Annotated in this window: 19 protein-coding genes; 11 read left to right on the forward strand and 8 right to left on the reverse strand. The window is 62.0% G+C overall.

The genetic code is table 11. From position 1 onward, the window contains the following. Positions 1 to 164 precede the first annotated feature (164 nt). Both YH62_RS00685 and YH62_RS00690 read right to left on the reverse strand, forming a co-directional pair. A complete protein-coding gene (locus tag YH62_RS00685; protein WP_046792241.1) occupies positions 165 to 776 on the reverse strand; it encodes a PilZ domain-containing protein in 612 nt (203 codons plus the stop codon). 78 nt (positions 777 to 854) lie between these two features. Next, a complete protein-coding gene (locus YH62_RS00690; protein ID WP_052760313.1) occupies positions 855 to 1,430 on the reverse strand; it encodes a PAS domain-containing protein in 576 nt (191 codons plus the stop codon). 228 nt (positions 1,431 to 1,658) lie between these two features. Between YH62_RS00690 and YH62_RS00695 the strand changes: the two genes are divergently transcribed. Further along, on the forward strand, positions 1,659 to 2,417 hold the full coding sequence (locus YH62_RS00695; RefSeq protein WP_052760314.1) for a rhomboid family intramembrane serine protease: 759 nt from the start codon (positions 1,659 to 1,661) through the stop codon (positions 2,415 to 2,417). A 93-nt stretch (positions 2,418 to 2,510) separates the two neighbouring features. Further along, entirely contained in the window at positions 2,511 to 2,945 is a 435-nt protein-coding gene (locus tag YH62_RS00700; RefSeq protein ID WP_046792242.1) for a CBS domain-containing protein, read from the forward strand. 4 nt (positions 2,946 to 2,949) lie between these two features. On the opposite strand, the gene YH62_RS00705 is transcribed toward YH62_RS00700, so the two are convergent. From YH62_RS00705 to folE, 3 genes are all read right to left on the reverse strand, one after another. Next, a complete protein-coding gene (locus YH62_RS00705) occupies positions 2,950 to 3,909 on the reverse strand; it encodes a patatin-like phospholipase family protein (protein WP_046792243.1) in 960 nt (319 codons plus the stop codon). Positions 3,910 to 4,016: 107 nt separating this feature from the next. Continuing rightward, on the reverse strand, positions 4,017 to 4,478 hold the full coding sequence (gene hisI / locus YH62_RS00710) for a phosphoribosyl-AMP cyclohydrolase (RefSeq protein ID WP_046792244.1): 462 nt from the start codon (positions 4,476 to 4,478) through the stop codon (positions 4,017 to 4,019). Between the two features lie 15 nt (positions 4,479 to 4,493). Continuing rightward, the gene (folE, locus tag YH62_RS00715) at positions 4,494 to 5,108 is read right to left on the reverse strand and encodes a GTP cyclohydrolase I FolE (RefSeq protein WP_046792245.1); all 615 of its coding nucleotides are present in this window, start codon (positions 5,106 to 5,108) and stop codon (positions 4,494 to 4,496) included. Positions 5,109 to 5,404: 296 nt separating this feature from the next. Between folE and YH62_RS00720 the strand changes: the two genes are divergently transcribed. From YH62_RS00720 to thrS, 5 genes are all read left to right on the forward strand, one after another. After that, positions 5,405 to 5,848, forward strand: coding sequence for an iron-sulfur cluster assembly scaffold protein (locus YH62_RS00720; RefSeq protein ID WP_046792246.1), 444 nt, complete (start codon positions 5,405 to 5,407; stop codon positions 5,846 to 5,848). 4 nt (positions 5,849 to 5,852) lie between these two features. Beyond that, on the forward strand, positions 5,853 to 6,209 hold the full coding sequence (gene yidD, locus YH62_RS00725; protein ID WP_046792247.1) for a membrane protein insertion efficiency factor YidD: 357 nt from the start codon (positions 5,853 to 5,855) through the stop codon (positions 6,207 to 6,209). 3 nt (positions 6,210 to 6,212) lie between these two features. Further along, complete coding sequence (locus YH62_RS00730; protein ID WP_046792248.1) at positions 6,213 to 6,632, forward strand: DUF2267 domain-containing protein; 420 nt, start codon at positions 6,213 to 6,215, stop codon at positions 6,630 to 6,632. A 4-nt stretch (positions 6,633 to 6,636) separates the two neighbouring features. Further along, complete coding sequence (locus tag YH62_RS00735) at positions 6,637 to 7,158, forward strand: DUF1697 domain-containing protein (RefSeq protein WP_046792249.1); 522 nt, start codon at positions 6,637 to 6,639, stop codon at positions 7,156 to 7,158. A gap of 125 nt (positions 7,159 to 7,283) precedes the next feature. Next, on the forward strand, positions 7,284 to 9,287 hold the full coding sequence (thrS, locus tag YH62_RS00740; protein ID WP_046792250.1) for a threonine--tRNA ligase: 2,004 nt from the start codon (positions 7,284 to 7,286) through the stop codon (positions 9,285 to 9,287). A 109-nt stretch (positions 9,288 to 9,396) separates the two neighbouring features. Here the strand turns inward: thrS and YH62_RS00745 are convergent, their stop codons facing one another. Continuing rightward, positions 9,397 to 10,389, reverse strand: coding sequence for a hypothetical protein (locus YH62_RS00745; protein ID WP_046792251.1), 993 nt, complete (start codon positions 10,387 to 10,389; stop codon positions 9,397 to 9,399). A gap of 107 nt (positions 10,390 to 10,496) precedes the next feature. On the opposite strand from YH62_RS00745, the gene YH62_RS00750 reads away from it, so the two are divergent. The 3 genes from YH62_RS00750 to YH62_RS00760 all read left to right on the forward strand — a co-directional run bounded on the left by YH62_RS00750 (position 10,497) and on the right by YH62_RS00760 (position 12,917). Then, positions 10,497 to 11,084: a nitroreductase gene (locus YH62_RS00750; RefSeq protein WP_046792968.1), complete on the forward strand. Its 588-nt coding sequence runs from the start codon at positions 10,497 to 10,499 to the stop codon at positions 11,082 to 11,084. After that, positions 11,084 to 11,692 carry a flavin reductase family protein gene (locus YH62_RS00755; protein ID WP_046792252.1) on the forward strand — a complete coding sequence of 203 codons (609 nt, stop codon included), beginning with the start codon at positions 11,084 to 11,086 and terminating at the stop codon, positions 11,690 to 11,692. The genes YH62_RS00750 and YH62_RS00755 overlap by 1 nt, the downstream gene beginning before the upstream one ends. A gap of 94 nt (positions 11,693 to 11,786) precedes the next feature. Next, positions 11,787 to 12,917 carry a DUF2336 domain-containing protein gene (locus tag YH62_RS00760; protein WP_046792253.1) on the forward strand — a complete coding sequence of 377 codons (1,131 nt, stop codon included), beginning with the start codon at positions 11,787 to 11,789 and terminating at the stop codon, positions 12,915 to 12,917. Between the two features lie 47 nt (positions 12,918 to 12,964). On the opposite strand, the gene YH62_RS00765 is transcribed toward YH62_RS00760, so the two are convergent. Then, positions 12,965 to 13,369, reverse strand: coding sequence for a hypothetical protein (locus tag YH62_RS00765; protein WP_046792254.1), 405 nt, complete (start codon positions 13,367 to 13,369; stop codon positions 12,965 to 12,967). Between the two features lie 121 nt (positions 13,370 to 13,490). On the opposite strand from YH62_RS00765, the gene YH62_RS00770 reads away from it, so the two are divergent. Next, positions 13,491 to 13,949 carry a GNAT family N-acetyltransferase gene (locus YH62_RS00770; protein ID WP_046792969.1) on the forward strand — a complete coding sequence of 153 codons (459 nt, stop codon included), beginning with the start codon at positions 13,491 to 13,493 and terminating at the stop codon, positions 13,947 to 13,949. Here YH62_RS00770 and YH62_RS00775 read toward each other — a convergent pair. Continuing rightward, complete coding sequence (locus YH62_RS00775; protein WP_245282039.1) at positions 13,927 to 15,093, reverse strand: AI-2E family transporter; 1,167 nt, start codon at positions 15,091 to 15,093, stop codon at positions 13,927 to 13,929. The two genes, YH62_RS00770 and YH62_RS00775, sit on opposite strands and share 23 nt — an antisense overlap. Positions 15,094 to 15,183 lie beyond the last annotated feature (90 nt).

The raw sequence follows: 15,183 nt of genomic DNA on the forward strand, positions 1-15,183 counted from the left end.
CGGGAGAGGAAAAACCCCGAAAAAAAGTTTCGAAAAGGCACAAAAAATTTTGCTGGAGCCGTTTCGGGACAGTCAGACAGCAGTTCGACTGCCTCTAATGGAGACAGTCTATCGTCGAGCAATAGGGGGAAAAGGGGGCGCCGCGATCAGGCGGCGATCGTTCCTCAGAGGAACTGGGTGAGGGATTCGCGCGGCTGGATCGAATTGAACTCGACCGCCACGCCTTCCAGGAAATGGCGCACCACACGGCCGCGCATATTGCCGAGCTGGACCGGGGTGCCGATCGCCGGGCGGATGTCGATGTCGATCGCCGCGCCGGAAAGCGAAAGGTCCATGATGCGGCAGGAATAGCGGCGGCCGTCATCCAGCAGAAGTTCGGCCCGGCTGTTGCGGGGCGTCAGGCGATCGTGGCGGCGATCCTCAGGCAGGCCGAGCTCATGCTTGTTGGCGATCCAAGTGAGCTGGGCAGCGAGCTTCTCGCGCTTGCGCTCCGTCGCCGTGATCGACATGACGAAGCCGTTGCCCGACAGGCTCAGCACGCTGCCTTCCAGCCGGCCGATGTGATCGAGATAGGCGATCACCCGTTCGTTGACGGCGGGCCGCGCTTCGCAGGCGAAGGCGACGTCTCCCGGCGACATATCGATAACGCTGCAGGGAAATTCCTCATGATTGGAAAGCATCAACCGGCCGGCAATGTTTACGACCACCCGCTGGAACGCCCGCTGGTTCGGCATGTGGTGCGAGGGAGCGTTCTGGGCCGGCTGAAACGAATACATTCGAGAAGACTTTTCCATTCGCAACTATAACAAACTTCATACCGCGGCGCGGTTAACAGAAGGTTTTGCGGACGTGTTTCAAGTCGTTCCGTTGTCGAGCAGGCGTGTTGAAAGAAAACGCAGGAGCGCTCGGGCAGGCCCCGGATCATCGGTTGAGGATGACGCGGGCTCCCGATCTGCTTCGAGAAAATTCCAACCCTGAAGCGAGAGTCCTGAAAGCGGGCGCGTGACGGGAGGAGCAGGCGAGGCCTGCGGCAGGAACGAGCCCAACAGGCGGTCGGCCGTTTCGCCGGAACGGAGCGGCAGCAACAGGACCTCGAACCCGATTGCAGTCTCGCCGTTTCGTGTCCGGCCATCGAGGATCGCGGGCTGCTCAAGGCGCATGACATCGCGTGCGATCTCGGCCGGATCGGGGTCCCCATCCCACAAGCCGGAAAAGGCAGCGCCGCGGAGTTCGCGGCCGAAGATTTCGCAAATGCGCGTTCCGGCAAGACGGAACTCCGGCGCGCCTTCGGCACCAGGCGTCAGGATGAACAGATAGGGCAGAAGGCGGCGCAGTGCCGTGGGATCGATCTCGCTCCTCAGGGGAGCAGAACGATCGCCCTTGATGCGGAGCCAGTAATCGTAAACCTTCCGGGTTGCCTCATTGCGCATGCTTCTGCCTGTCTCGTTTCGAACCAGATCGCGGGGCGAACCGTGTCCTTTGCCGCTCGCGGAGCGAAATCCATGCCATCTGCGGCATGTGATGGTTAACCGGCGATTGCCGATGCCGGAACATACCCCGCTTCCGGAGATTTCGGCGGGCGCCGGATAGCGCCGCCGGCGCTTCCCTTTCGTCGGTGGGTCCTATATGGCTGGCGAAGTTGACGAGAAAGGGACGGAATGAGCGACAGGCCGGACATGGCCGAGGAGCCGCATGAGGAGCATGCTCCCGAGCGCGAATCGGTTCCGATATTCAACCTGCCGCGCAGCCTTGTGGTGACGATAGCGGTGCTTGCGGCGCTCTATGTCATCGAAGCCTTTTTCCTCAGCGAGGACGCCCGCACCTTTTTGCTGTTCCAGCTGGCTTTCACGCCGCTTCGCTACGTCTATCCGCTGGCCGAACAGGGGTTCCAGTGGCTCTGGACGCCGGTGACCTATTCGCTGCTGCACGGTGGCGTCGAGCACCTGGTTTTCAACGTGCTGTGGCTGACGGCCTTCGGGGCGCCCGTGGTGCGCCGCATCGGGACCTTGCGCTACATTCTCTTCTGGATGTTTTCAGCCGCCGCCGCGGCCTTCTTCCACGCCATGCTGCATTGGGGCGACCAGACGCTGCTGATCGGCGCGTCTGGCGTGGTCTCGGCGCTGATGGGCGCTGCCTGCCGCTTCGCTTTTCCAGAACGCGGCGGCTATGACCGCACCCATGGTCATCTCTATCCGCGCCAATCGATTCTCGGTGCCTTCCGCAACCGAACCGTCGTCTTCTTCACGGGGATCTGGTTCCTCGGCAATATTCTGATCGCGGCAGGGCTGCCGCTCGTGGGCGGGGACATGGGCGAGATTGCCTGGGATGCCCATATCGGCGGCTTTCTCTTCGGTTTTCTTCTCTTCGCGTTCTTCGATCCACTTCCGCAAGGCCGCCTTCCGATCACGGAACCTTGATCTCCTTCATGGAGCGATCTAGATTCCACAAAGGCGAGCGCGCTTCCTGAGGAGTGGAAACGGCTCTACCTGCAGATGCGCTAGGAGGGAACCATGTCGATTACCGTCAAGAACATGCTCGATGCCAAGGGCCGAAACGTGGTTACCGTGGGGCCGGACAAGACGCTGCAGGAGGTCGCGGAAATCCTGAACCAGAACCGCATCGGTGCGGTGGTCGTTGTCGGATCCTCGGGAAACATCACCGGCATCTTCACCGAACGCGACCTTGTCCGGGCAATCGCCGGCAAGGGGCCGACCGTGCTGCAGCAGCCCGTCAAATCGGCGATGACGGCTACCGTTCTGCGCTGTCGGGAGGATTTTACCGTCAATCAGCTCATGGAGATGATGACCGGCAAGCGCTTCCGGCATGTGCCGGTGGAAGACGGCGGCAAGCTGGTCGGCATCATTTCGATCGGCGACGTGGTGAAGTCGCGCATTCAGGAAATCGAATTCGAGGCCGAGCAGATCAAGGCCTATATCGCGGGCTAATCCACTAGCGCGCGAACACTTCCTGCATACGCTGGAGCGCGGCGATCTGCGTCATCGTTTCGGCGTAGCCGCGGTCGATCGCCTCGCCGGCGCGATGGAACTCCGAAAGCCCGACGTCGGCAAGGCGCGGATGCAGCGCCAGATCCGGCGGATCGCCGGCAAGACGCGCACGCGAAATCCGTTCCTGGATGATGTTGAAGGCCTGCACCATCACGCCGGTCATTCCCACCCGGGATTCGTCCCTGTCCCTGCGGCCGTTATCAAGCGGCTGGACGCTGGCGCTATGCTTGACTACCGCCGAGCGGCCGAAGATTTCGTAGTTGAGATTGACGCCGACCACGAGCGGCTGCTCGTAGGCGCGGCAGACCGAACTCGGCACCGGATTGACGAGCGCGCCATCGACGAGCGTGCGGTTGTTACAGCGAACGGGTTCGAATATGCCGGGAAGGGCGTAGGAAGCGCGTAGCGCCGTAATCAGGTTGCCGCTGGTGATCCAGACTTCGTGGCCGCTATTCAGTTCGGTCGCGACCGCCACGAACGGACGGTCGAGGTCCTCTATCGAAATGCCTTCCAGATGTTCCTGCATGCGCTTGGTGAGCCGCATGCCGCCGAGCAGCCCGCCACCGCCGAAGGTGAGATCGAGCAGGCCGGCGATGCGTCGCATGGTGAGCGAGCGGGCGAAGGCCTCGAGTTCGTCCAGCTTACCGGCGAGATAGCAGCCGCCGACGAGCGCGCCGATCGAAGTGCCGGCGATCATGCCGACCTCGATGCCGGCCTCGTCCAGCGCCCGCAGGACGCCGATATGCGCCCAGCCGCGCGCCGCGCCGCCACCGAGCGCCAAGGCGAGCTTGGCTTTTCTGGGTGCTTGCTGAGCAGGGGGAGGGGTGGCTTCCAGAATCGGGGTTCCGCTCGTATCGGCTGCGGCCGCGCGCGGATCTTGGCGATTCCAACTCCAGTTCAGCATAGACTATACCACCCTTGAGGCTGAACGATCCCAGCCTCCCGATTAATCCATCGAGAGGTTTCGAAATCGTTTAACGTGCGCCGGCGTGGCAGAAAACGAGGCAGTTGTTAATTGGTTCCCCCGCCGCCATAGACGCTCTCCGGATCAAAATGGCGCTGATCGTCGGTGATTTCAAGCGTGGCGCGGCCATCCTTTTCCTGCACGACACGGTAGAAACAGGAGCGCCGACCGGTGTGGCAGGTTGCATCGTGCCCGGCGACCGAGACCTTCAGCCAGACGGCATCCTGGTCGCAATCGGTCCTGATCTCGTGGACGGTCTGGAGGTTTCCAGAGGATTCCCCCTTCTTCCAGATCTTTCGGCGCGAGCGGCTGTAATAATGGGCAATGCCGGTCTCGATGGTGAGCGCGAGCGCTTCCGCGTTCATATGCGCGACCATCAGAAGTTCGCCATCGCCTGCGTCCGTCACGACGGCGGTCACCAGCCCGCCAGCATCGAAGAGGGGCGTGAAGGGGCCAGCGGCCTCGCGCTCGGCCTTGTCGGCCGAGGGCTGTTCAAAGGTGAGCGGCATCTAAAAAATCCTGGATCAACGGCCCCGAATGAGGCTCAGGAAACGGGCCTGGTCGGCTGCATTTCCCTTGAACTCACCGGTGAAGGTGGTGGTCAGCGTATCCGAGCCCTGCTTTTCGACGCCGCGCATTTCCATGCACATATGCTTGGCTTCGAGCATCACGGCGACGCCGCGCGGCTTCAATACGTCCTGAATGACGTTGGCGATCTGCGCCGTCATGTTTTCCTGGGTTTGCAGGCGACGGGCGAAGATATCCACCACGCGGGCGATCTTCGAAAGACCGAGGACACGCCCGTTCGGCAGATAGGCGACATGCGCCTTGCCGATGATCGGCAGCATGTGGTGTTCGCAATGGGAGTGGAAGGGGATATCCCGCACCAGAACGATATCGTCGTAGCCGGAAACCTCTTCGAACGTGCGGCCCAGCACCTCTTCCGGCGACTGCTCGTATCCGCCGAACAGTTCCATATAGGCAGTGGCGACGCGCTTCGGCGTATCCAGCAGCCCCTCGCGCATCGGGTCGTCACCAGCCCAGCGGAGCAATACGCGCACCGCTTCTTCCGCCTCCTGCTGGGTCGGGCGGGCCTGGGTCTGGCTCGAGGCCGGGAAGTTCTTCACAATTGCATCCATTTAATGTCTCCTGATGCGGTTCAAGGCCGCACCCGAATGGCTCGTGACCTGAGGGCGGAATTTCACGCCGGAGGTCCACTCTTTAACGATCCGGCTGCTATCTGATCTCTGGCGGCCGGTTTTACAAGGCATCCTATCCCGATTTCGTGAGGAAAACGGCCAAAACATCCTTTCTTGATGATCGGGATGCGACATCACATATAATAGAACGAGCTTGCTAATCCTAGCCCGCGGGCGTTGACGCTTTGTTCGACGCGCGGCGCAGGACCCTAAGGCTTTTCCAACGGGCACGGAATATGGACGACATATACAACAGCAAGATCCTCGAATTCGCCGGCAACATCACCCGTTCGGGAACGCTGCCGGATGCGGATGCCGTTTCGGAAAAGCACTCCAAGCTCTGCGGCTCCAAGGTGCGTATCTACCTGAATATGCGTGACGGCACGGTGACGGACTTCGCCCACGAAGTGCGAGCCTGCGCGCTCGGGCAGGCTTCCTCCTCCATCATGGCCCGTCAGGTGATCGGCGCCACGGCCGACGAGCTTCGCAAGGCGCGGCAAGACATGCTCGCCATGCTGAAGGAAGACGGCGAAGGCCCCGAAGGACGCTTCGAGGACATGCGCTATCTGAGGCCAGTGAAGGACTACAAGGCCCGCCACGCCTCGACGATGCTGACCTTCGATGCGGTGGTCGACGCAATCGACCAGATCGAGGCGAAAGCCCGCGCCGAAGCCGTGTAAGCCAATGTGCGGCGCCTCCGAGCACAATCATACCGGAACTGCACACTCTCGAAACTGGGCAGGCCCCTTTCGGAAAACGCCGGGCCGCCTCTTCGGGACGGGGCTGATCCGGTTCTACCAGCTCACGTTGTCGGGTTTCATCGGCAATTCCTGCCGGCATATCCCGACCTGTTCCGAATACGGCTACGAAGCGATCGCCCGGCACGGGCTATGGTCGGGCGGATGGCTGACGCTATTCCGCGTCGCGCGATGCGGACCGGGCGGTACGTCCGGCCTCGATCCGGTTCCGGAAGCTCTCGCCACGCATCAGCGCTGGTGGACGCCGTGGCGCTACTGGCGCGTTTCGAGCAGGAAGGGTTGAAGCATGACCGTTCCGATGGAGTACAGGCAGGCCTCGCGTGATTTCGATGCTTTCCTGATCGAGGCCAGGGATGGCGCCATGCTTCAGACGACCAATCAAACCTATACGATGATCGACGCCGTGTTCACGACTTTCCGTAGCCGGCTTTCGATCCGCGATGCGCTTGCCTTCGCCGATGTGCTGCCGCCGGTGCTCCGGGCACTCTTCGTTTCCAACTGGGATGTCGATCAGCCCTTGCGGCCATTCGAGGACCGGGCGACCCTGACAAGGGAGGTGAAGGCGTTTCGCGGCGATCACAATGTCTCGCCGGACGATTCCATCGCCGTCGTCGCGTCGGTCCTTCGACGGCATGTGGGCGAAGTCGCTTTCGATCGGGCTCTGGCAAAACTGCCGGCGGAAGCCGCAACCTTCTGGCGGACGTGAAGCGATGATCTACGTGGCGCTGCTCCACAGCATCGTGCTTGGCGGTGGCAAGCGGGTGATCATGGCCGAGCTTCGCGCCATGGCGGAGGGGCTCGGTTTTCGGAACTGCCGCACATTGGTATCGACCGGCAATCTGGTCTTCGAGGCGGAGGACTCTCCGGCCGGTGATATCGAACGGGTGTTGGAGGAGGCGTTCGAACAGCGCTTCGGCAAGCATGTCGGCATTATCGTGCGATCCGGCGCCGATTGGTTGAAGCTCGCGGCGAAAAACCCATTCCTGAGCGGGAACGGTGCGGATGTCTGCCTCCGGGTAATGCGGGCGCCGCTCGACGGGAATGCTGTCGGATTGCTGGAGAAATACCGGGATCGGGAGAAGATCGCGATCATCGATGGTGATCTCTGGATCGATTTCGGCGGCAAGCCGAGCGAGAGCCGGCTTCTTTCCGTCATGACCACGAAAAGGCTTGGCATCGGGACGGTTCGCAACGCCAATACGGTCAATGGCATTGCCGAAATGCTGCGGTAGATGGCCGTTCGCCTTTACTAGAGCGCGAAAAATCTTTATCAGCCACGCCTGCGCCGCCGGAAGGCGAAAGCGCATTCGTTCCAACACCACCCGCATTCGTTGGCGGGACTGGACAGGAGAAATACATGTCCCAATCCGTTTCCCTTACATTTCCCGATGGCTCGGTCCGCGCGTTCGACGCGGGAACGACCGGCCGTGACGTCGCTGAATCCATTTCCAAGTCGCTTGCCAAGAAGGCGGTCGCCGTTGCGATCGACGGCACGCTGCGCGATCTTGCCGATCCGATCATCGACGGCCGTATCGAAATCATCACCCGTGCCGATCCGCGCGCGCTGGAACTGATCCGCCACGACGCCGCGCATGTGATGGCCGAGGCCGTGCAGGAACTATGGCCCTCGACCCAGGTTACCATCGGCCCGGTGATCGAGAACGGATTCTATTACGATTTCGCCCGCGATACGCCCTTCACGCCGGAAGATCTGCCGAAGATCGAGGCGAAGATGAAGGAGATCATCGCGCGCAACCAGCCGTTCACCAAGGAAGTCTGGCCGCGCAACAAGGCCCGGCAGGTCTTCAAGGACAAGGGCGAGACCTACAAGGTCGAGCTGGTCGATGCGATTCCCGAGGACCAGGACGTCAAGATCTACTATCAGGGCGACTGGTTCGACCTCTGCCGCGGGCCGCACATGGCCTCCACGGGGCAGGTCGGCACCGCCTTCAAGCTGATGAAGGTGGCCGGTGCCTATTGGCGCGGCGACTCGAACAATCCCATGCTGACGCGCATCTACGGCACGGCCTGGGCCACGCAGGAAGAACTCGACCAGTACTTGCACGTGCTGGCGGAGGCGGAAAAGCGCGATCACCGCAAGCTCGGCCGGGAAATGGATCTCTACCATTTCCAGGAAGAGGGGCCGGGCGTCGTCTTCTGGCACGGCAAGGGCTGGCGGATGTTCCAGACGCTGGTTTCCTATATGCGCCGCCGGCTTGCCGGCACCTATGAGGAAGTCAACGCGCCGCAGGTGCTGGATACGTCGCTTTGGGAGACCTCCGGTCACTGGGGCTGGTACCAGGAGAACATGTTCGCGGTGAAATCGGCCTATGCGCTGACCAATCCGGACGATCCGGACGCGGACGACCGCGTCTTCGCCCTGAAGCCTATGAACTGCCCGGGCCATGTCCAGATCTTCAAGCATGGTCTCAAGTCTTACCGAGAACTGCCTATCCGTCTTGCGGAATTCGGTCTCGTGCATCGTTATGAGCCCTCGGGCGCCCTGCATGGCCTCATGCGCGTTCGCGGCTTCACGCAGGACGACGCGCATGTCTTCTGCACGGACGAGCAGATGGCCGCCGAATGCCTCAGGATCAACGAGCTGATCCTTTCGGTCTACAAGGATTTCGGCTTCGAGGAGATCACCATCAAGCTCTCCACGCGGCCGGAAAAACGTGTCGGTTCGGACGAACTCTGGGATCGCGCCGAAAGCGTGATGACGGACGTGCTGAACACCATTCAGCGGCAGTCGAACGATATCAAGACCGGCATTCTGCCGGGCGAGGGCGCATTCTACGGCCCGAAGTTCGAATATACGCTGAAGGATGCGCTCGGTCGCGAATGGCAGTGCGGCACGACGCAGGTGGATTTCAACCTGCCGGAACGCTTCGGCGCCTTCTATATCGATCATAACTCGGAGAAGCAGCAGCCGGTGATGATCCACCGCGCTATCTGCGGTTCGATGGAGCGCTTCCTCGGCATCCTGATCGAGAACTATGCGGGCCACATGCCGCTCTGGATCGCGCCGGTTCAGGCTGTCGTCGCCACGATCACCTCGGATGCGGACGACTACGGCCGTGAGGTGGCGGAAGCCCTTCGCGAGGCGGGAATGATCATCGAGACCGATTTCCGCAACGAGAAGATCAACTACAAGATCCGCGAGCACTCGGTCAGCAAGGTGCCGGTCATCATCGTCTGCGGCAGACAGGAGGCCGAGCAGCGTTCGGTCAACATCCGCCGCCTCGGCTCCCAGGCGCAGACTTCTATGAAGCTGGACGATGCGATCGCATCGCTGGCGGAGGAGGCGACCCCTCCGGATCTTCGCCGCCGCGCCGAAGCGCGCAAGGCGGCCGCTGCCTGATCGATAACCGGCGGCATCTGTAACGCAGGTGCCGTCGCCCAAAATGATGCTGAAATGAAAAAAGCGCCTGTTTCGGGCGCTTTTTTTTCGGCGTCCCAAACCGGGACCGTTATTCCTGGGATACCTGCTGACCGTCCTTGACGCCCGCCAATTGCGGATCGTAGCGCATCAGCACCTCGATATCCTTGTTCTCGCCGGATTTTACCGTGAATTCGCGCTGGTAGATCTTGTCCTTGTTGCGGGCGACGGCGGTATATTCGCCCTCCGCAAGCACCATTGTGGAGAAGGCGCTGACGCTTTCGCTGACCACGTCGCCCGAGCCCGTAAGGACGGACCAGGCCGTATCCGCGATCGCCTCGCCGCCGGGCTGCGAGACGAGCTTCAATGTGATTTCCGCCGCCTTATGCTGCAGCACCGCCTGGGTGAGCTTGCCGGCCTCCACTTGGATATCGGCGCGCACGACGGCGTTGATGTCGCCATATTCGGACACCACGTGATAGGTGCCGGCGTTGAGCCGGACGATCGTATTCGGCTTCACGTCGGCCATGACGAGGCCGCGCTCGCCATCTTCCCGCACTTCCGACGAATAGACCGAAAAGCTGAGCTTGTTCGAGGGTATGGGCGCATCGGAACCCGCCACCGCATTCAGCACGAAGCCGCCCGCATCGAGGACGAGAACCTGCTTTTCCATATCGCCTTCGGCCGGTACGGCGAGCTTCTTCGTGACGCCCGCCCGCCCGAAGGCGACGTTGACGAAATAATTGCCGGGTAGGAGTTGGAAATCGGCCGAGCCGCCTTCGGAACTCGCAACCAGGGGAAGCTTGCCGTCTTCGCCCGGAATGGGGCTGAAGACGCGCCAGGAAAGCCCTTCCTGCATGGCCGCGCCATCCGATGTGAGCCTTGCTTCCATCGTCACATCGCGCGAAGTCATGGCGTTCGGGTTGCCGGGCGTTGCGGAGAAGGCGTTGAGTTTCGGCATTTTCGCAGTGCTGTCGAGTTGCTTGAAACTCTTGAAGGCATCCTGGGCAAGACCGCCGAACGCCGGACCGAGCACGAGTGCACTCGCGAGAACCCAGCGTACCGCGATGGAAATGCCCGTCATATTTCTGTACCGATTGACTCTTGAATACCGAATGCGCCACTTGAAGACCAATGACAAGGCAATTTCAAGACCTTCCCACCGCATAAGCCTCCATGGACGCTCCTCAGATGCAAAATGACGTAAAACTGATCGATTACCTGCGCCAGCGCCATTCCACGCCTGTTGCCCAAATCAAGGACCCCGGCCCCTCGGGCGTTCAGATCGAAGCGATTCTTTCCCTGGCGTCACGCGTGCCCGATCATGGAAAGCTGGCGCCCTGGCGCTTCATCGTCTATCGGCGCGCTATCCGGGAGGAGTTCGGAGCGGAGTTCCTGCGTCTGGCTCTTGAGAATGACCCGGATCTTGGCGAAGCCGCCAGGGAGGCCGAGCGCACCCGCTTCCTGCGTGCGCCTGTCGTCATCGGCGTCGTCAGCAAGGCGGCTCCGCACGTGAAGATCCCGGAATGGGAGCAGGTCCTCTCCGCCGGCGCAGTATGCCTCAACATGCTGATGGCGGCCGAGGCGCATGGCTATGTCGCCAACTGGCGCACGGAATGGATCGCCTACGATGCCCGCGCGCTCGAACTCCTGGGCGTCGCTCCGGACGAGAAGGTGGCGGGCTTCATTCATATCGGCTCCAGCGATTTTCCGGTGCCGGATCGCCCGCGTCCCGAACTCTCCCAGATCGTCACCTATGCGGGCGAGGGCGGAGCCTGATGTTCTACACCACGGATACCAATGCCCACGGCCTCAAGCACGATCCGCTGAAGGCGATCGTCGCGCCGCGGCCGATAGGCTGGATCGGCACGAAGGGCAGGGACGGCTCCTTCAACCTCTCTCCCTATTCCTTCTTCAACCTCGTCTCCGAGCGACCGCGGCTGGTGATGTTCTCTTCCAGCGGCCGCAAGCACAGCTTGAAGAATGCGGAAGAGACCGGAGTTTTCACCGCGAGCCTCGCAAGCCGGCATCTGGCGGAGCAGATGAATGCCTCGTCGGCGGCAGTGGAATATGGCGTCAACGAGTTCGATCTGACCAAGCTGACGCCGAAAATGGGGGAGGTCGTGGATGCCCCCTATGTCGCGGACGCCTATGCGGTGCTCGAATGCAAGGTCACGGAGATCATCCAGCCGAAGACGATCGACGGTGGGCATGCCGATTCCCACATGGTGTTTGGCCAGATCCTCGGAATCCACATTCACGACGAGGTCATCCGCGACGGCCGGCTCGACATGGGCCTCATACGGCCGGTCGCGCGCATGGGCTATCTCGATTTTTCCGATGGCGGCGCGGAGGTGTTCGAGATGGTCCGTCCTTCGGTTCCCTAACGGTTAACGGGTATGGTGAACCAATAATAAACCATTTGCCGATAGCGTTAACCGCAGCCGGTCGGGTTCGACATGGCTCCGGTATCCGAGGCTGATGGTGATCGTACAGGCATTTTTTCGCTGGACTGCAACGGCAAGGGCAAGCGAGAGGGCGAAAGCCGCCGGTGCGCTCGGCCGGGCCTATCTCAGCGCCACGCTCGGTCGCGAAGAACAGCGCGCAGCAGCACTTGCGATGACCTATTTGCTCGACGACCCTTCGCCGCACGTGCGCCTTGCGCTTGCCGAGGCGCTGGCGGGCTCGCCGGAGGCACCGCGCGCCATCATTCTCGCTCTTGCCGAAGATCAGCCGGAAATCTCCTGCACCGTCATCGCCTGCTCTCCGGTGATCACCGAAGCCGATCTCATCGATCTCGCAGGCCGCGGCGACGGGTTGATCCGAGGGTTCATCGCGGCCCGTCCGCAGCTTTCACGGGGTGCGGCGGCTGCCATCGTGGAGATCGGCGAAGAGAATGATGTGACAATCCTCCTGGAGAACGAAAGCGCGGCGATCGGCCGCCAGTCGCTGAGGCGGATTGCCGAACGCTTCGGCCATAGCGCCGATATCCGGAGCCTGCTGCTGGACAGGGAATACCTGCCGGCCGATGCCCGGCACCTGCTGGTCCACCACGTCACCACCGCCTTGACGGGCTCGGACCTAGTGCGCGCCACAATGGCCGCCGCGAGGATCGAGCATGTGAGCCGCGAAGCGGGTAACGCGGCGGCGGTGGTGATTGCCGGGGGCGTTCCGCATGAGGAAATTCCCGACTTCGTGGAGCATCTGCGGGGCGCCGGCCTCCTGACCCCGGCCTTCCTGATCCATGCGCTCTGCGCCGGAAAGGTCGATTTCTTCGCCGGGGCCGTGGCTAATCTTTCAGGCCTCGAAGACCGGCGGGTGCGCGCCATCCTCGCGACCGGCCGGATGCACGCGGTGAGGGCGCTTCTCGAATCGGCGGGATTGGACCGGGATATCGCCCTCGTTTTCGTGGAGGCGATCCTTCTGCGGCGGCGGGGAGAAGTCGCGGAAACGCCGGGAAGCATTTCGGCGCTGCTGTTGGAGAGATTTCAACGGCCGGGAATGCCGGCATCCCCCGTTTCGGAGCTTCTCGACATGGTGGAGAAGCTGCAGAGGGCCGAGATGCGATCGACCGCCCGTTCCTATGCGGACGATGCTTGCCTGGCCGCTTGAGAATTCACAGCCAAGTTAATGTTTTAACGCGTTTTTAGGTGGCTCTTCTATCGCTCGAACTTGCGGGCTACCCAGGAATAGCTGCCCTCGATCAGCCGCACAGGCTTGTGCATCAGCGTGCGCACGCCTTCCGTGGTGGGAAGAACATTGCGAACGCGCTGGATGGCGCGAACAGCAAGGCTGTTTTCGCCTTGCGGGGTTACCTTGACCGGCTCTTCCGGCGTTTTCGCCGGGCCGGGAAGCGCCGTGGCGATTTCGGTATCCTCGGGTTTCTGGCAAACCGCGATGATGACCGGATAGGGGGCGTTGGCGTAGGTGACGAGATGTTTTTCCGCGACCGAGTCGCAAAGCTCGATCGTCGGCCATTTCTGCTCGGCGGTCGCGATGTAATGGCAGTCGACCCCGGTGTCGTCGCAGCCCAGAATGGTCATCACGATGATGGCGGCGTTCATGTTCGTCCTCGATTCTCTCACGCTCTTTGTGGAGACGAATCGTGACCCGAGAAAGGCGCCTTTCCGGATGGCTGCTCTTCATGTAACGCTGGGCTCAATCCGTTACAGCCAAGGGCATGCAATGACCGTCACGATCGACATCGAACCGCCTCGCCAACCCGAAATATTGCGGTTGCTGGAACTCTCGGACGCCTATGCCGCCTCGCTCTATCCGGCGGAGAGCAATCATCTGGTGGATGTGTCGACGCTGGAGAAAGACACGGTTTCGTTCCTGGTCGCGCGGAAGGACGGCTCGATCGTCGGGTGCTGCGCGCTGGTGGAGGCGGCGGACGGCACGGCGGAGATCAAGCGGATGTTCGTGGACCCGGAAGCGCGCGGGCTGAAGATCGGCAAGCTGCTGATGGATGCGCTCATCGAGCGCGGCAGGGAGCTTTCGCTTTCGGCGATCCGGCTGGAGACGGGCATCCACCAGCCGGAGGCGATCGGCCTCTATCGCCGCTACGGCTTCGTGGAAATCGAGCCCTTCGGAGCTTATAAGCCCGATCCGCTCAGCCTCTTCATGGAGAGGAGACTTTCCTGATAACCGGCACATCTGCCGGAGGAGGGGGAGGCGTTTCGGAGCCCGTGGCAAGATCGGCTCCCTCTATCTCGCCGGTATCGGCAAGCTTTATCTCGCGTATCCATTCGCGCCAGATGGAGACGATGAGCGCCATCAGGACCGGGCCGATGAAAAGGCCGAGGAAGCCCATGGTCTTCACGCCGCCGACCAGGCCGAAGAAGGTCGGCAGGAAGGGCAGCTTGATCGGGCCGCCCACAAGCCTCGGGCGCACCGTCTTATCGACGATGAAAAGCTCCACCGTGCCCCAGATGAAAAGCGCCACGCCGGCGAAATAGGAGCCGCTTGCGACGAGATAGATCGACACCAGCGTGAAGGAAAGCGGCGCGCCGCCGGGAATGAGCGCCATGATGCCGGTCAGCACGCCGAGGGTGACGGGCGAGGGGACGCCGGCGATCCAGTAGGCGATGCCGAGCACGATGCCTTCGCCGATGGCGATCAGGGTCATGCCCGTGACGGTGGAGCTGATGGTGGCCGGTACGACGCGGGACATGCGTTCCCAGCGGTTCGGCAGGATGCGCTCGCCGAGAAGATCGATCTGACGCGTGAAGGCCGCGCCGTCGCGATAGACGAAGAAAAGCGCGATCAGCATGAAGAGCAGGCTGAGCAGCAGATGGAATGCACCACCGCCCGCCGCCACCACGGCACGGTAGATATTGCCGATATTGGCGCCGCTGACGAGCTGTATCAGTTCTCCGAATGCGCCGGGAGTACCGATATAGTGGCGCCATTGCTCGCCGAGCCATGCGCCTGCCCAGGGAAGCCCGAGCATCCATTCCGGCGGCGGCGCGCCGACGCGGTTGGCCTCCACCGCCCAGCCGATCCATTCGCGGAGTTCGCCGATAGCATAGGAGACCGCGATCCCGATCGGTACGATCAGGAAGGTCAGGATGAAGAGGATGGCCAGCGACGCGCCAATCGTCGTGTTGCCGCCTATGCGGCGCAGTAGCTCACGATAGAGCGGCCAGCTCGCGAAGCCGATGACGAGGGCTGCCAGAACCGGCACGACGAAGCCGTGGAAGAAATAGATGCCGGCGATGACGACCAGCACAAGGAGCCAGCGCGCCGCCGAGATCGGCGGAATGAGGGCGATCCTGCTCGGGGCCACCGGCCCGAGCCAGCGAGGCCCTTTCGGCTGCTTGTTATCGTCAACTACGCTCACGGTTCGTTCCTGCTCCCTGTGACCGCCGGCATGTGG

Source organism: Rhizobium sp. LC145 (assembly GCF_001005825.1).
GTDB lineage: Bacteria > Pseudomonadota > Alphaproteobacteria > Rhizobiales > Rhizobiaceae > Neorhizobium.

Excerpts from the sequence above, each read along its gene's own strand:
- YH62_RS00720 (WP_046792246.1), top strand. The coding sequence starts at position 5,405 with ATGGACGACATATACAACAGCAAGATCCTCGAATTCGCCGGCAACATC.
- YH62_RS00750 (WP_046792968.1), top strand. The coding sequence starts at position 10,497 with ATGCAAAATGACGTAAAACTGATCGATTACCTGCGCCAGCGCCATTCC.
- YH62_RS00700 (WP_046792242.1), top strand. The coding sequence starts at position 2,511 with ATGTCGATTACCGTCAAGAACATGCTCGATGCCAAGGGCCGAAACGTG.
- YH62_RS00705 (WP_046792243.1), bottom strand. The coding sequence starts at position 3,909 with ATGCTGAACTGGAGTTGGAATCGCCAAGATCCGCGCGCGGCCGCAGCC.
- YH62_RS00690 (WP_052760313.1), bottom strand. The coding sequence starts at position 1,430 with ATGCGCAATGAGGCAACCCGGAAGGTTTACGATTACTGGCTCCGCATC.
- YH62_RS00745 (WP_046792251.1), bottom strand. The coding sequence starts at position 10,389 with ATGACGGGCATTTCCATCGCGGTACGCTGGGTTCTCGCGAGTGCACTC.
- thrS (WP_046792250.1), top strand. The coding sequence starts at position 7,284 with ATGTCCCAATCCGTTTCCCTTACATTTCCCGATGGCTCGGTCCGCGCG.
- YH62_RS00735 (WP_046792249.1), top strand. The coding sequence starts at position 6,637 with ATGATCTACGTGGCGCTGCTCCACAGCATCGTGCTTGGCGGTGGCAAG.
- YH62_RS00730 (WP_046792248.1), top strand. The coding sequence starts at position 6,213 with ATGACCGTTCCGATGGAGTACAGGCAGGCCTCGCGTGATTTCGATGCT.
- YH62_RS00770 (WP_046792969.1), top strand. The coding sequence starts at position 13,491 with ATGACCGTCACGATCGACATCGAACCGCCTCGCCAACCCGAAATATTG.
- YH62_RS00685 (WP_046792241.1), bottom strand. The coding sequence starts at position 776 with ATGTATTCGTTTCAGCCGGCCCAGAACGCTCCCTCGCACCACATGCCG.
- folE (WP_046792245.1), bottom strand. The coding sequence starts at position 5,108 with ATGGATGCAATTGTGAAGAACTTCCCGGCCTCGAGCCAGACCCAGGCC.
- yidD (WP_046792247.1), top strand. The coding sequence starts at position 5,853 with ATGTGCGGCGCCTCCGAGCACAATCATACCGGAACTGCACACTCTCGA.
- YH62_RS00755 (WP_046792252.1), top strand. The coding sequence starts at position 11,084 with ATGTTCTACACCACGGATACCAATGCCCACGGCCTCAAGCACGATCCG.
- YH62_RS00760 (WP_046792253.1), top strand. The coding sequence starts at position 11,787 with ATGGTGATCGTACAGGCATTTTTTCGCTGGACTGCAACGGCAAGGGCA.
- YH62_RS00765 (WP_046792254.1), bottom strand. The coding sequence starts at position 13,369 with ATGAACGCCGCCATCATCGTGATGACCATTCTGGGCTGCGACGACACC.
- YH62_RS00695 (WP_052760314.1), top strand. The coding sequence starts at position 1,659 with ATGAGCGACAGGCCGGACATGGCCGAGGAGCCGCATGAGGAGCATGCT.
- hisI (WP_046792244.1), bottom strand. The coding sequence starts at position 4,478 with ATGCCGCTCACCTTTGAACAGCCCTCGGCCGACAAGGCCGAGCGCGAG.